The 14,703-nt window shown below is 72.4% G+C and carries 7 protein-coding genes and 2 pseudogenes; 6 read left to right on the top strand and 3 right to left on the bottom strand.

Annotated features, from left to right (window positions below):
• Positions 1–93: 93 nt before the first annotated feature.
• Positions 94–383 (top strand): annotated as a pseudogene (locus ACZ6CZ_RS34255) (IS110 family transposase); the annotation flags it as partial.
• Here ACZ6CZ_RS34255 and ACZ6CZ_RS34250 read toward each other — a convergent pair.
• The 3 genes and pseudogenes from ACZ6CZ_RS34250 to ACZ6CZ_RS34240 all read right to left on the bottom strand — a co-directional run.
• A pseudogene (locus ACZ6CZ_RS34250) lies at positions 372–497 on the bottom strand (4-hydroxy-2-oxovalerate aldolase); the annotation flags it as partial. The pseudogenes ACZ6CZ_RS34255 and ACZ6CZ_RS34250 overlap by 12 nt on opposite strands.
• 14 nt (positions 498–511) lie before the next feature.
• Positions 512–958 (bottom strand): hypothetical protein, encoded by a 447-nt coding sequence (locus ACZ6CZ_RS34245; protein ID WP_469029275.1) that lies wholly within the window; start codon positions 956–958, stop codon positions 512–514.
• 191 nt (positions 959–1,149) lie between these two features.
• Entirely contained in the window at positions 1,150–2,736 is a 1,587-nt protein-coding gene (locus ACZ6CZ_RS34240) for a (2,3-dihydroxybenzoyl)adenylate synthase (RefSeq protein ID WP_469029265.1), read from the bottom strand.
• 353 nt (positions 2,737–3,089) lie between these two features.
• On the opposite strand from ACZ6CZ_RS34240, the gene ACZ6CZ_RS34235 reads away from it, so the two are divergent.
• The 5 genes from ACZ6CZ_RS34235 (at position 3,090) to ACZ6CZ_RS34215 (ending at position 14,700) form a co-directional block, all read left to right on the top strand.
• Positions 3,090–3,836 (top strand): thioesterase II family protein, encoded by a 747-nt coding sequence (locus ACZ6CZ_RS34235; RefSeq protein ID WP_469029262.1) that lies wholly within the window; start codon positions 3,090–3,092, stop codon positions 3,834–3,836.
• 7 nt (positions 3,837–3,843) lie between these two features.
• The gene (locus tag ACZ6CZ_RS34230; RefSeq protein WP_469029258.1) at positions 3,844–4,878 is read left to right on the top strand and encodes an isocitrate/isopropylmalate dehydrogenase family protein; all 1,035 of its coding nucleotides are present in this window, start codon (positions 3,844–3,846) and stop codon (positions 4,876–4,878) included.
• A 66-nt stretch (positions 4,879–4,944) separates the two neighbouring features.
• Positions 4,945–6,321 carry an FAD-dependent oxidoreductase gene (locus tag ACZ6CZ_RS34225; protein WP_469029254.1) on the top strand — a complete coding sequence of 459 codons (1,377 nt, stop codon included), beginning with the start codon at positions 4,945–4,947 and terminating at the stop codon, positions 6,319–6,321.
• Positions 6,312–6,650: an antibiotic biosynthesis monooxygenase family protein gene (locus tag ACZ6CZ_RS34220; protein ID WP_469029251.1), complete on the top strand. Its 339-nt coding sequence runs from the start codon at positions 6,312–6,314 to the stop codon at positions 6,648–6,650. The genes ACZ6CZ_RS34225 and ACZ6CZ_RS34220 overlap by 10 nt, the downstream gene beginning before the upstream one ends.
• Before the next feature lie 247 nt (positions 6,651–6,897).
• Positions 6,898–14,700: an amino acid adenylation domain-containing protein gene (locus ACZ6CZ_RS34215; protein ID WP_469029249.1), complete on the top strand. Its 7,803-nt coding sequence runs from the start codon at positions 6,898–6,900 to the stop codon at positions 14,698–14,700.
• Positions 14,701–14,703: the final 3 nt, after the last annotated feature.

Here is a 14,703-nt window from a genome sequence, read left to right as displayed (position 1 = left end):
TCGCCAGCCTCGTCTCCGACCGCACGGCCAACATCTGAAAACATGCCACGACCAGGCCAAACACGCCTCACCCACTATCACGCACCAACTCGTAAGGGCGAGGGCAAGACGGAGGCAAGGGGGACTTCGTTATCGCCGATCAGGTCCGTGTTTGCCGGGATCTGGGCCTATTGCGCCCCGGCGACGAGATTGCCGTCGACCTGCGCACCCTGGCCCCCCGGCGCCTGGACGTGGTATTCGACCGGACCCGTCAGATCAACCGCCTGCGGGCCCAACTGCTGGAGATATTCTCTGCGTGGGAGCGCTCCCTGGACATCGTCAACAAGGGTCCGGTCATGCTGCGGACCGGCTACCCGACCCCGGCTGCGATCGTTCGCGGCGGTGGCATAGGCGCGGAGCTGGTCGGCGTCGAGCTGGTGGCCGACAGCGTGCTGGCCGTCGCGCAGGGTCGGGTCGTGCAGGGTGATCCGGGACCGCTCGTGTGAGGTGGTGTCCATGAACGGCTTTCCCTTCATCGCGAGGCGGCGGCTGACTGCTGAGCGAGCAGGACAGCGGCCGCGTTGATGATGTCGATGCTTCCGGCGTGGCTCGGCAGGCGGCCACCGGAGGCGGTGACCTGCACCACGACCGAGATCCGCTCCGGGTCCACGGTGAGCGAGGTCACCTCGAACCCGGGCGTGTAGGCGCGCACGGAGTGAGCGGCAGCCTCGATGCTCCTGCGGACCGGTGCGGGGCGGATGTCGTGCGCGAGGACGGTCATCGCCACGCGGAAGGGCGGGGTGGGCCGGGCGGGACTGAGGTTGACCATCACCTTCGCGTCCGGGGTGCCGGTGAATGTGCGGATCGCGGCGCTGGTGGTGGTGATGTACTGGTCGAGGTTTGCGGCGGAGGACTGAGTCCGCGGCCGGTTTCCGCCCCTGCGGCCTGGCGCCCCGATGGTGACGCCGAGGCCGGTCATCGCCAAGCCGGCCGCGCCGCCGACTGCCGAGTGAATTGCTCATCCGCCGGTCACGAGCCGGTGTGCACCTTGGTCGGCGGTAGGGCAGGGCAGGCCCCGGTACCCGATGGGATCCCGGCCGGATGCGGTGGCCAGCCGGCCGAGGCAGGCGCGGAACGGACGCAGAACCCCCTCCCGCGCCGCGGGCATCGTCAGCGTCCCGAGGCGGCGATTCCTGCGCGCAGTGCCTTCTTGTCGACTTTCCCCATCGGTGTGCGCGGAAGCTGCGGCATCGGTATCAGCCGGTCGGGGATCTTGTAGGCGGCCAGGCCGCGGTCCCTGAGGAAGTCCTTCATGGCCGACGGGCGGACGTCCGCCTCGCTGAGGACGACGAACGCGTAGGTCCGTTCGCCGAGCACAGTGTCCGCCACGCCGATCACGGCCGCGTCCTGCACGGCGGGGTGGGTGCGCAGCTGCCGCTCCACCTCCTCCGCGGAGACCTTCTCGCCGGCCCGGTTGATGACGTCCTTGATCCTGCCGACGATCATGATGTTGCCGTCCGGCCTGCGCCGGACGAGGTCGCCGGTGCGGAAGAAACCGTCCGGCGTGAACGAGCGGGCGTTCTCCTCGGGGGCCCGGTAATACCCGCGGATGGTGTACGGCCCCCGTACCTGCATCTCACCCGCCTCGCCATCGGGCACGGGGTTCCCCGACTCGTCGACGACCCGGACCTCGTCACCCGGTGACATCGGGCGGCCGTCCGTGTTGACGGCCACCTCCTCCGGGTCGTCGAGCCGGCAGTGGGTCAGCAGCCCCTCGCTGATGCCGTACCACCGCTGGATCCGGCAGCCCAGGGCCTGGACCGCACGGCGCGCCAGGGCCGGGTCGAGCGGCGCGCTGCCGACCTGGATCAGCAGGCGGGACAGTTCGCCGGGCGGTCGTCCGGAATCGGCCCACAGCCGCAGCACCGGGGGGACGACCGTGGTCACGGTCACCCCCTCGCGGTGAATCAGCGAGAAGACGTCATCGGGCCGCACGCTCGACGTGAGGACCGTCCTACCGCCCAGCAGAAGACTGCCGAACACGCCCGGACAGGCGAGAGCCGCCTGGTGCGCGACCGGGTTGACGGCCAGGTACACCACTTCCGGGCCCACCTCCATCGCCTTCGCGCTGGCCCGCATGACGTACTCGTAGTCGTCGTGGGTGCGGGGTATCAGCTTCGGCAGTCCGGTGGTGCCACCGGAGAGCAGGAACAGCGCGGGGTCGGACGCGTCCACCCGGGGCAGCGCGACGTCCGGGGCGTCCAGCGACTCCAGCCGTGTGAACTCCTGGGCGTCGCCACTGACGATCACGTGCGGGACCGACGGGAGTCCGCGGGCGATCGTGCGGTAGTCGAAACCGCCGAACTCGTCCTTCGCCACATAGGCAACGGCGTCGGAGTGCGCGCACATATGCGTGATCTCGGCCATGCGGTGACCGGGCAGCGCCAGTACCGGGATGGCTCCGGCCCGCAGCAGCGCGAAGACCAGGACGACGAACTCCGGGACGTTGGGGAGGTGGACCACCACCCGGTCCAGGGGCTTGATGCCCAGTCCGATCAGGCCGCCGGCCAGTCCGTCCGCCCGCCGGGACAGCTCCGCGTAGGTCATCCGGCGTTCGCCGCACACCACGGCCACCCGCTCGGCGTTCCGTTGGCACGACTCGTGCAGCAAGTCACCGATCGGCCGGCCGAGCCAGACTCCTGTCCGGCGCAACTCCTCCGCGAGCTGTTCGGTCCAGTGCACAAAACCGTCAAGCATGATCACGTTCCCTTTCAGCGGTCGGTCGAGGCGTGGATCGAGGGGAGCGCAGGTCCGGGCGGAACCGCGGGTGCGCTCGGTCGGTCCCGGCCACGGGCCGGCGGCAATGCGGCCGGAGGGCGGGTGCCTCCACGCGGTGGCGGGTGGTGTCCGGTGCGGTGGTGCGCGACCTGAGCCTGGCGCTCTGCGACGACGTGTCTGCGGTTCTTGCTGTCCTGTCCCTTGGCATCGTCAGCGCTGCGGTCCGCCGCCCCTTGATCTCTTGCCGACATCTGTCGCGGGCCGCCCGAATGCGCGGCGAGAGGAAAGCATGGTGCGGACGGGAACGACGGCCGGCCAGGAGGGCGAAGAGGATGAGCCGCATACGGGAACGCGGATGGGTGCGGTCGATGACCATCGGGGACCCGCTCGGCGTGCGCGTGGTGTGCTTCCCGCACTCGGGGGGCTCGGGGATCGCCTTCGGCGAGTGGTCCGCCGCGGTGCCGCCCGGTGTGTCGCTGATGGCCGTCCAGTACCCGGGCCGCGGCGACCGCTTCGGAGAGCCGCCCGTGGACGACGTGAGCGCGATGGCGGACTGCGTGGCGGCGGAGCTGCTGCGGCTGCCGCCGGGCGGCCACATACTCTTCGGGCACAGCCTGGGCGCGCTGGTCGCCTACGAGACCGCCCTGTTGCTGCGGGACGCCGGCGAGGAACCCCTGGCGCTCTGCGTGTCCGCCGCTCTGCCGCCCGGACGGATGAGCAACAGAAGTATCCACCTGGCACCCGACGACGAGTTCTGGACGACGCTGTGCGCGCTGGGCGGCATCGAGCCGGCGATCGCCGAGAACGCCGAGCTGCGCGACCTCCTCCTGCCCGTCGTCCGCTCGGACCTGCGGGCCCACGCGACCTATCGGCCCCGCCCGGGCATCCGTCCGCTGTCCTGCCCGGTGCGCTGCTACCACGGCGAGGGCGATCCTCTGGTGGAGCAGGACCAGCTGGCGGGGTGGGCGGGCGTCACCTCCGGCGGCTGCACGGAAACCGCGCGGCCGGGCGGGCACTTCCACGTGACGGCCGACGTCGCGGAACTCGTCGCGGACGTGCTGAGCCAGGGCCGGAAGTGAGGCGGCCATGACCACCATCGCCGTGATCCCCGGTGACGGCATCGGTCCCGAGGTGATCGAGCCGGCGCTGGACGTCCTCGGCGCCCTCGGCCTCGGGGCGCGGACGGACGTCCTGGACCACGTCAACGCGGAAACCTACCTGCGCACCGGAACGGCCCTGACCGGAGCCGACCTCGACCGGATCAGGTCCAGCGAGGCGGCGCTCCTCGGCGCGGTCGGCGATCCCCGGCTCAGCGACACCGCGTACGTCCGCGCTGTCCTCACCACCCTGCGTGTCGAACTCGACCTCTACGTCAACTACCGGCCCGCCAGACTCTGGCACGACAGGCTCAGTCCGCTGCGCGACCCGGCCCGGCGGGCGATCGACTGCGTGATCGTCAGGGAGAACACCGAAGGCCTCTACAGCGGCATCGGCGGCGGTACACGCACCGGGACCCCCCAGGAGATCGCCATCGACGTGGACCTCAGTACGCGGCAAGGCGTGTCACGGGTGCTGGAATTCGCGTTCTCCGTGGCGCGCAGGTCGGTGTGCCTCGTCGACAAGGCCAACGCCGTCCGCAACGGCGGGCAGCTGTGGCAGCGGTGCTGGAGCGAGGCGGTCACACGGCACCCGCACGTGGAGACGTGTCACCTCTACGTGGACACCGCCGCCCTGCGGCTGGCCACCGATCCGACCGCCTTCGACGTCATCGTCACCAACAACTCCTACGGTGACATCCTCAGCGACCTCACGGCCGCGCTCGCCGGAGGCCTGGGCGTCGCGGCGTCGGCGAATCTCAACCCCGCGACCGGACAGGCGCTCTTCGAGCCCGTGCACGGCAGCGCCCCGGACATCGCGGGTACCGGCACCGCCAACCCGTTCGGCGCGATCCTCTCCGTGGCCCTGCTGGCGGAGCACCTGGGCCGGACCCAGGAGGCGGACGCGGTCCGCCGGGCGGTCACCGCTGCCGTGGCGGCCGGCCGCGTCACCCCCGATCTCGGCGGCTCCCTCAGCACGAAGGAGGTGGGCACCGTGGTCCTGGCGGAACTGCGGCGGCCATAACGAGGCGCGGACGTGGACCCGGCCGCGGAACCGCGGACGGAGCGACGGAGGAGGGGCGGGCACGGCATGAACGGCAACGGCATGAAGCGCACGGACGGGAACCCGGAGACCGTCGTCGTGGGGGCCGGTCTGGTGGGTGCGGTCACGGCTTGCTACCTCGCCCCCCGCTTCGGACCGGTGACCCTGCTGGAGAAGCGGGCGGATCCCAGACTGGAGCCCGGTCGAGAAGGCCGGTCACTCGTCGTGATGCTGTCGGCGCGCGGCTGGCGTGCCCTGTCGGACCTGGGCGTCGCGGATGCCGTGCGCCGGATATGCGTCCCCCTGCACGGACGCTGCGGGCACCTGCCCGACGGCCGGACGCGGGTGACTCCCTACAGCCGGGACGGACGGCCCATCTGGGCGGTGGAGCGCCGGCGGCTGCACCGGATTCTGCTGGATGCCGCCGAGGCGACTCCCGGTGTGCGCATCCGCTTCGGGCAGCGGGTGCGCTCGGTGGATCTGGACGAACCCGCGGTGCTGGTGGAGGACCGGCACGGCTCACACCGGCTGACGTGCCGCCGGGTCCTCGGCTGCGACGGCGCGCACTCCGTCGCCCGGGCCGCCCTCGAGATGCGCGGGGCCCAGGTCGAGGTGCGCAGGCTGGACCTGGCGTACCAGGAGATCGACGTGCCGGCCGGGCGGCTGGACCCGGGCATCACCCACTACTGGCCCGCCGGGAAGGCGATGTTCGCCGCGCATCCCCTGCCGTCGGGGAAGCTCGCCGGTTCCTTGTTCATGCGTCTCGACGGCCCCGCCCCGTCCTACGCGGCGGCCCGCGGCGGCCAGGACCTGTCCGACATGGTCGCCGCCCACTTTCCCGAGCTGGCCGGAATCATCCCCGACATCGCGGAGCAGGTCGCCGCCAAGGCCGTCTCGCCCCTCACGGCCGTCCGCTGCGACCGATGGGTATGGCGAGACACCTTCGCGCTGCTCGGTGACGCCTGTCACGCGATGGCGCCCTTCATGGGGCACGGCATGAACTGCGGCTTCGAGGACGCCCGGATCCTCGTCGACTGTCTCGACGCCTCAGCCGACCGGGCGGCGGGCCTGGCCGCCTACGAGAAGTCGCGGACCGAGGACGCCGACGCGATCTCCCGGCTCTCCTACCGGCACTACTTCACCATGGTCAACCCGCGTCGAGAGGAGGCCGCTGCGGACGTGCTGCGCGGGCGGCTGACGGCCCTCTTCCCGGACCGGTTCGTTCCGCTGTACGAGCGATGCGCCTTCACCGAGGAGAGCTACGCCTCGGTACTGCGTGACGACCAGCGTCTGGAGCGGCTGGTGGCGGACCTGCTGGCCCGGCACGGCACCGGCCTGGTCTCGGCGCCCGACGACCGGCTGCGCGCCTGTACGCCTCCCCCCGCCCCGACCACAGCCACTCTGGAGGACTCCGGATGTTCGTGATCCTGTTCAAGTCGCACCTGTCCGAGCAGGCCGGCGAGGACTACTACGCCACCGATGAGCTGATGCAGGAGCGGGTCCGCGCCATCGCCGGGTCCGACCCGGTGGAGATCAAGCACTACACCGGAGAGGACGGTGAACGTCTCGCGGTGATGATGTGGCGCGACGCGGAGACGTTGGACAAGTGGCGTTGCGACCCCGAGCACCAGGCGGCGCAGCACTTGGGCAGGAAGCACTGGTACTCCGCCTACGAACTGACCGTCGCCCAGGTGATCCGGACCAGCGCGCACGACAACCGGAGCCCGGCAGCAGCGGCGGAGGAGCCGCACTAGCGAGGAGAGGCCGGCTGGGGGGACATCTGGACCCGCGAGCCAGGGATGTCCGTCGAGGACGGTCGTAGCGGGCGCCGGACGAACGCCGGACCGCACTGCATGGCGGATACATGTCAGGTGGTGGCCAATTCCTTCTCGATCTCTGGCCAACATCTTTCATCGCAGTTGTTCAACCACATGAGCCGCGACAAGCATCGGCACGGCGAGAGGCCGTTGTCCGCGAAACCACTTCGCTGGGGGCATTTGGATGGGTTGTGCCGGCGTCACCTCCGCGCAGGAAGCCATGTGGCTCGCGCAGGAGTTCACCCCCGACGTACCGAACAACGTGGCGACTCTCTGGGACGTCGACGGAGACCTGGACACCGCTCTGCTCGCCGAGGCCCTGCGAACCGTGGTGGCGGAAGCCGGCGCACTACGGGTGAACTTCCGCCGCGGCGACACCGGACTGCTCTCGGTCGACCGGGACTTCGGGTCGTGGGAACCCTTCCACCTCGATGTCGGCACCGCCACCGATCCCGCCGGCGCGGCGCGCGCCGTCGTCGCCGATCTCGTGGCCCGGCCCTTCGACCTGACCGAGGACGCGCTGCTGCGGACCGGTTCCATCCGGCTGGGCCCCGGTCATCACCTGCTCGTACTCGTCTTCCACCACGTCCTCACCGACGCGTTCGGTGTTCTCACCCTGCTGTCCCGGCGGATCGCCGAGGTCTACCGCGCACTGCGCGCCGGATCCGCGTTGCCGGAGGGTGCCCCGAACCCGCCGCAGGACGCGGCGGCGAAAGACGCCGCCTACCGGGCCTCCAAGCGGTTCGCCGACGCCGAGCGGTTCTGGCCCGACTACCTTGCCGGAGACCTGCCCGCCGCCCGCCTGCCCGCGGGTGTCCGCCCGGGCACCGGCACCCCCGCCGGCGAGCCCGGGTACTGGGACGGCCTCACGGCACCGCAGGGGATGTCCACCCGCACCGTGACGGTTCCGGCCGCTGAACACGCAGCCTGGGAACACGCCGCCACCGCGGCCGGAACCTCGGTGCCCGACCTGATCGCCTCGGCGGCCACCGCGTTCCTGGGGCACATGTGCGGTCTGTCCGAGCCGCTGCTGACCATCACCGTCAATCACCGCGTCGGCGCACTGCGCCGCTCCCTCGGCCTGCTCTCCAACCGGGTGCCGCTGCGCTCGCGGGTGGACCCCGCGGCCGACTTCGTGGACCTGGCCGAGGCCCTCGGCCGGGAACGGCGTCGTGTCCTGCGGCACGCCCGGCACGACATATCCCTGATCAAGCGGGCCACCGGCCACGCCGGAGACGCGCGCAGCCCGTTCGGCGCCGTCGTCAACGTGCTCCCCTCCGTCGAAGCGCTCGACCTGGCGGGCGCCTCGGCCCACTTCGCCGGTGGCACCTTCGGCGTGATCGACGAGGTGATGGTCTGCGTCTACACCGACGGAAGGGCCGACAGCGCCCTGTACGTCCGGTTCGACGCACCACGGGCCGAGTACGACGACCAGGACGTCGCCGGGCTCGCCGGGCGGTTCGTGACGTTCCTGCGGACGGCCCTGGCCGACCCGCACGCCCCGGTCGGGACCCTCACCGCGCTGCATCCCTCCGAACGCCGCGCGTTGCTCACCGAGTACGCCGGCCGCACGGTGACCCTGCCGCCGGCGACTCTGACCGACCTGCTGGACCGGCAGGTCAGCGCCACCCCGGACGCTGTCGCGCTGACCTTCGAGGGCTCCGAAACGACCTACCGGGAACTGGCCGAGAGATCCGGTCGGCTCGCCCGCCTGCTGACCGAGCGCGGCGCCGGGCCCGAGCGGTTCGTCGCGGTCGCGGTGCCCCGTTCCCCGGAACTGGTCGTCGCGCTGCTCGCGGTCCTCAGGGCGGGCGCCGCCTATATCCCCGTCGATCCGGACTACCCGGCCGCGCGGGTGGAATTCATGCTCGCCGACGCAGGGCCCGCGCTGCTGCTCACGGTCAAGGACACCGCGGAGGGGCTGCCCCGAACGGACGTCCCCGTGGTCATGGTCGACGACGCCCCGCTCGCCGAGCAGCCCCTCACCCCCGCCCCGCACGGCGTCGGTCACCCCGCGTACATGATCTACACGTCCGGATCGACCGGCCGGCCCAAGGGCGTCGTCGTCACGCACGCCGCGATCGTCAACCGGCTGCTCTGGATGCAGGACCACTTCCGGCTCGACGGCGCCGACCGGGTCCTGCAGAAGACCTCCGCCTCGTTCGACGTGTCCGTCTGGGAGTTCTTCTGGCCGCTGATCACCGGCGCCACCCTGGTGGTCGCCCGGCCGGACGGGCACCGCGACCCGGACTACCTCGCCGAGGTGATCCGGCGGGCCGGCGTCACGACGGCGCACTTCGTCCCGTCGATGCTGGCCGAGTTCGTCACCGAGGAGAGGGCCGCCGCGTGCACCGGTCTGCGGCGCGTCGTGTGCAGCGGCGAGGCGCTGCCGGCCGAGCTGGCCGCGCGGTTCCACCGGACCTTCGGCATACCGCTGCACAACCTGTACGGGCCGACCGAGGCGGCCGTGGACGTCACCGCGTGGCAGTACCGGCCCGGGGCGCGCACGATACCGATCGGCACCCCGATCTGGAACACCGCGCTCTACGTCCTCGACAGCCGGCTGCGACCACTGCCGCCCGGCGTCTTCGGCGACATCTACATCGCGGGCGCCGGACTCGCGCGGGGCTACCACGACCGCCGTGGCCTGACCGCGGAGCGCTTCGTGAGCTGTCCCTTCGGGGAGCCCGGGCGGCGCATGTACCGAACCGGCGACCTGGCGCGCTGGAACGCCGACGGCGAGCTGGAGTTCGCCGGCCGCGCCGACCACCAGGTGAAGATCCGCGGCTTCCGGGTCGAGCCCCAGGAGATCGAGGACACGCTGACCGACCACCCCGGAGTGTTCAGGGCGGCCGTCGTCGCCCGGCCCGGCCGCGGCGCGGACGGAGCCGCGCAGCTCGTCGCCTACGTCGTCCCGGCCACCTCCGGCGGCAGCGGCCCGGCCGGCATCGACTGGGATCTGCACGCCGGTCTGGACCTCGCCGAGCTGCGGGGGTTCGTCGCGGCCCGGCTGCCCGCCCACCTGGTGCCCGCCGCCTTCGTCGCGCTGGACCGCATGCCGGTGACCGCGAACGGCAAGCTGGACCGGGGCGGGCTGCCGGAGCCGGAGATCACCGGCCGCGCCCACCGGCCGCCCCGGACCGGTGACGAGAGTCTCCTGGCCGCCGCGTTCGCCGAGGTGCTCGGCCTGAGCGACATCGGGGTGGACGACGACTTCTTCGTTCTGGGAGGCGACAGCATCCGGGCGATCCAGGTGGTGGCCCGCGCCCGCGCCGGCGGTCTCGCGTTCAGCCCGCGCACCGTGTTCGAGTGCCGCACCGTCGCCGCGCTCGCACAGGCCGCGACCCGCGGCACCGCTCCGGCCGCCCTGGCCGAACTCGAGGGCGGGGGCGTCGGCCTGCTGCCGCTGCCCCCCATGGCCCGCCTGTACGCCGAGCGGGGACCCGGCCTGGACCACCTCGCCCAGTGGCTGGTGCTGGAGCTGCCCGCGGCCGTCGACCTCCCCGGCCTCACCCTGGCCGTGCGCTGCGTCCTGGACCGGCACGACGTCCTGCGCTCACGGCTGACGGACGACGGTCTCCTGGTGCAGCCACCCGGCACGGTGGACGCCGGCGCGCTCGTCGGACGGGTCGACTGCCCGGGAGACTGGGACGGCGAGGAGTGGCAGACCCGGTTGCGCGCCGAGGCCGCCGAGGCCGTGCGGCACATCGATGCCCGGGCCGGGCAGATGCTCCGGCTGGTCTGGTTCCGGGGGGCCGCGGGCGGGCCCGGGCGGCTGCTGGTCGTGGCCCACCACCTGGTCGTCGACGGCATGTCCTGGCGGGTGCTGCTGCCCGACCTGGCCGGGGCCTGGCACCAGGTCCGGGAGGGCGGCACCCCCGCGTTGCCGCGGGTGAGCACCTCCCTGCGCCGATGGCTGCACGCCCTGGCCGACGAGGCGGCCCGCCCCGAACGGGTGGCGGAGGTGGCGTTGTGGCGCGACCTGCTCGCGGCCCCCGTCGCACCGGTGGGCTCCCGGCCTCTCGACCCCGGCCGTGATGTCACCTCCGCCACCGGCACCGTCCGGGTGGAGCTCCCGGCCGACCTCACCAACGCGATCCTGACCTCCGTCGCCGCGGCCTACCGCAGCGGCGCGGACGACGTCCTGCTCACCGCCCTCGTCCTGGCGCTGGCCCGGGAACGGCGGGGTATGTCCGGCGGGACGACGGTCGTACGGATCGAGGGGCACGGCCGGCAGGAGGACCTGGTGCCCGGTGCGGACCTGTCCCGCACGGTCGGCTGGTTCACCACGGTCACTCCCGTACGCCTCGACGTCTCGGGGATCGACGTCGGCGCCGCGATCGCCGGAGGAGCCGCCGCCGGTGACGCCCTCAAGCGGGTGAAGGAGCAGCGGCGGGCCCTGCCCGACCAGGGCATCGGCTACACCCTGCTGCGCTACCTCAACGGCGACACCGCGGCGCTGCTGCGTTCGTATCCGGCGGACGACATCGGATTCAACTTCCTGGGCCGTTTCTCCTTCGAACGCCAGGAGCCGGCGTCCGGCCTGGATCCCACCCGCGGTGCCGGATGGACCCCGGCGCCCGAGTGCGCCGAGTTGGTCGCCGCCCCCGCCGCGGACATGCCTGCGCCCAGTGCGCTCGAACTGAACGCCCTGGTGACCGGAACCGGCGACGACGCGCGCCTTACGGCCCTGTTCACCTTCGCCACCGGAGTTCTGGCCGACGACGAGGTCCGCGCCCTGGCCCGCACCTGGTGCGCCGCCCTGCGCGGGATGCGGAGCCTCGTCGAGTCCGGCGGGCGCGGACTGACCCCGTCCGACGTGCCGCTGGTCACCGTCGGCCAGGAAGAACTGGACGACTGGCAACGGCGTTTCGGACGCGTCAGCGACGCATGGCCGCTCACGCCGCTGCAGGACGGGCTGCTGTACCAGACGATGCTCGCGCAGAGCGCGTCCGAGGCCTACCAGACACAGTTCGTGTTCCGGCTCGAAGGCCCGGTGGACCCGGCGCGTCTGCGGACGGCCGGCCAGGCCCTGCTCGACCGGCACCCGAATCTGAGGGTCGCGTTCCAGCCGAGCGCCACCGGTGAGCCCGTGCAGCTCGTCGTGGACGACGTCCCGCTGCCCTGGCGGCACCTCGACCTCACCGGGGAGGCCGACGCCGCCACGCGGCTGGAGGAGATCCTCGCCGAGGAGCGGGAGGCCCGCTTCCGCCCGGACTGTCCACCGCTGCTGCGCCTGACCCTCGTCACACTCGGCCCCCGGCACGCCGAACTGGCCCTCACCGCCCATCACGTGCTGCTCGACGGCTGGTCGGTGCCCCTCATCGAGCGCGAGCTGATGGACTTGTACATGGCCGGCGGCGCCGGCACCGCACCGGCGCGCCCGCACGGCTACCGGGATTTCCTGAGCTGGCTGTCACAACAGGACACGGCATGCTCCGCCCGCGCGTGGGCCGAGGAACTCGCCGGTGTGGCGGAGCCGACCCTGCTGGCGCCCACGACGCCCGGGGCCCGGCCGGCCGGCAGTGACAGCGGCAGCGGGCAGATCGACGTGCCGCTCACCGGCGAGGACACCACCATGCTGGCGCGCCGGGCCGCGGAGTGGGGTGTCACCATCAACACCCTGGTGCAGGGCGCGTGGGCCATGACGCTGGCCCAGCTCACCGGCGGCGAGGACGTGCTGTTCGGCGCCACGGTCGCGGGCCGGCCCTCCGGCTTGCCGGACGCGGATGCCACGATCGGCCTGTTCATCAACACAGTGCCGGTGCGGGTGAGATGCAGGCCGGCCGACCCGGTCCCGGAAGTGCTCGGCCGGCTCCAGGAGGCCCAGGCGAGGCTGCTGGACCATCACCATGTGGGGCTCGCCGACATCCAGCGAGCGACCGGGCTGAACGAACTGTTCGACACGCTGGTGGTGTTCGAGTCGTTCCCTGTCGACCGATCCGGCCACGCGGCGGCAGGCGCGCCGGCGCGACCGGTGGTGACCGGTATCCGCCCGTACGCCCCGCCGCACTATCCGCTGACCGTGATCGCGGCGGCCGACCCGCTGCTGCGGATCTCCTTCCAGTACCGCCGCAACGCCTTCGAGCGGACCGCCGTGGAGGCGCTCGCCGACCGGCTGGTGCGGGTGCTGCGGCAGTTCGCCGCCGGTTCGCGCGTCACCGTCGGCGCACTCGACGTACTGTCCGACGCCGAGCGGGAACAGGTGCTGCACGGCTGGAACGACACCGCGGTCCCGCCCCCCGAGCGGACCGTCCCCGACCTGCTCGCGGCGCGGGCGGCCCGGACGCCGGACACGGTCTGTGTCGAGTTCCGCGGGCACCGGCTGACCTGCCGGGAGCTGGACGAGCGGGCCGGCCGGCTGGCGCACTGGCTGGCCGGGCAGGGCGTGGGCCCGGAGTCCCGGGTCGTGGTGCTGCTGCCCCGCTCGGCCGACCTGGTGGTGGCCCTGCTGGCCGTATGGAAGGCCGGCGGCACGTATGTGCCGGTGGACCCGGAATATCCGGCCGCCCGGGTGCGGGCCGTGGTCGATGACAGCGCACCGGTGCTGGTCCTCGACGAGAAGCGGCTGGCCGGGGTGGACCTGTCCGACCGGTCCCCTCACCCCGCCCACGGCCCGCGCATGCCGGTCAGTGCCGACCACGCCGCCTACGTCATCTACACCTCCGGCTCCACCGGGGTGCCCAAGGGCGTAGTGGTCCGGCACGGTGCTCTCGCGATCCTGCTGACCGGCATGCAGGATCGTTTCGCTCTGACGCCGGACGACCGGTTGCTGGCCTGCGCCACCGTCGCGTTCGACATCGCCGCGCTGGAACTCTTCCTGCCCCTGCTCGCCGGTGGCCGCGTGGTACTGGCCGGCAAGGACGACATCACCCAGCCGCCGGCACTGCTGGACCTCGTCGAACGGTCCGGCGTCACCGTCATGCAGGCCACCCCCGCCCTCTGGCAGAGCCTGATCAGCCACGCGCCGGGCTGCCTGACAGGGCTGCGGGTGATCTCCACCGGCGAGGCCCTGCCCCGGGCGCTCGCCGAGAGCCTGTGCCGGCACGCCGCCGAGGTCACCAACCTCTACGGCCCGACCGAGACCACCGTCTACGCCACCGCCGCCCGTCTGCTCCCCGGCTGCTCCGGCATGCCTCCCTCCGTCGGCGGCCCGGTCGCAGGCACCCGGATCCTCGTGCTGGACCAGGCGCTGCGCCCGGTGCCGCCCGGCGCTGCCGGTGACCTCTGGATCGCCGGCGAGGGCCTGGCCCGCGGCTACCACGACAGGCCGGGCATGACCGCGGAGCGGTTCGTGGCCTGCCCGTTCGGGCCACCGGGCGCCCGGATGTACCGCAGCGGGGATCTCGCCCGCTGGACGGCCACGGGTGAGGTGGAGTACCTCGGCCGCTCCGACCACCAGATCAAGCTGCGCGGCTACCGGATCGAGCCCGCCGAGATCGAGCACGCCCTGGCCCGCCACCCCGCGGTCCGCCGGGCCGTTGTCGTCGTCCGCGAGGACCGGCCGGAGGACCGCCGGCTGGTGGCTTACGTGATCCCGGAGACCGGCATCGCGCCGCCCACCACGGAGCTCCTGCGGGAGGCGGTCGGAGAACGGCTGCCGGCCTATATGATCCCGGCCGCGTTCGTGACACTCACGGAACTGCCACTGACGCCCAACGGCAAACTCGACCGCTCCGCTCTGCCCCGCCCGGAGATTGCCGGGGACGAGTACCGGGCTCCCCGTACACCCCGGGAAGAGACGTTGTGCGCCTTGTTCGCCGAGGTTCTGGGCGCCGAGCGGATCGGTCTCGACGACGACTTCTTCCTCCTGGGCGGCCATTCACTGATGGCCACCCGGCTGGTGGCCCGGGTACGCGCGGAAATGGGCGTGGAAATCCCGATGCGCATCCTCTTCACCGCCCCGACCGTCGCCGAACTGACCGCCCGCTGGAACGAGATGCCGGCCTCCACTCGAAAGCCGCTGCGGAGAATGACCGAAAGGTAGGAA

This window comes from Streptomyces sp. NPDC041135, assembly GCF_055592085.1.
The sequence above is the reverse complement of the archived record's forward strand: the minus strand, read 5'-3'. Positions and strand labels throughout refer to the sequence as shown.

Coding starts and splice junctions, on each gene's coding strand:
- ACZ6CZ_RS34245 (WP_469029275.1), bottom strand. CDS start 958: ATGACCGGCCTCGGCGTCACCATCGGGGCGCCAGGCCGCAGGGGCGGA.
- ACZ6CZ_RS34240 (WP_469029265.1), bottom strand. CDS start 2,736: ATGCTTGACGGTTTTGTGCACTGGACCGAACAGCTCGCGGAGGAGTTG.
- ACZ6CZ_RS34235 (WP_469029262.1), top strand. CDS start 3,090: ATGAGCCGCATACGGGAACGCGGATGGGTGCGGTCGATGACCATCGGG.
- ACZ6CZ_RS34230 (WP_469029258.1), top strand. CDS start 3,844: ATGACCACCATCGCCGTGATCCCCGGTGACGGCATCGGTCCCGAGGTG.
- ACZ6CZ_RS34225 (WP_469029254.1), top strand. CDS start 4,945: ATGAACGGCAACGGCATGAAGCGCACGGACGGGAACCCGGAGACCGTC.
- ACZ6CZ_RS34220 (WP_469029251.1), top strand. CDS start 6,312: ATGTTCGTGATCCTGTTCAAGTCGCACCTGTCCGAGCAGGCCGGCGAG.
- ACZ6CZ_RS34215 (WP_469029249.1), top strand. CDS start 6,898: ATGGGTTGTGCCGGCGTCACCTCCGCGCAGGAAGCCATGTGGCTCGCG.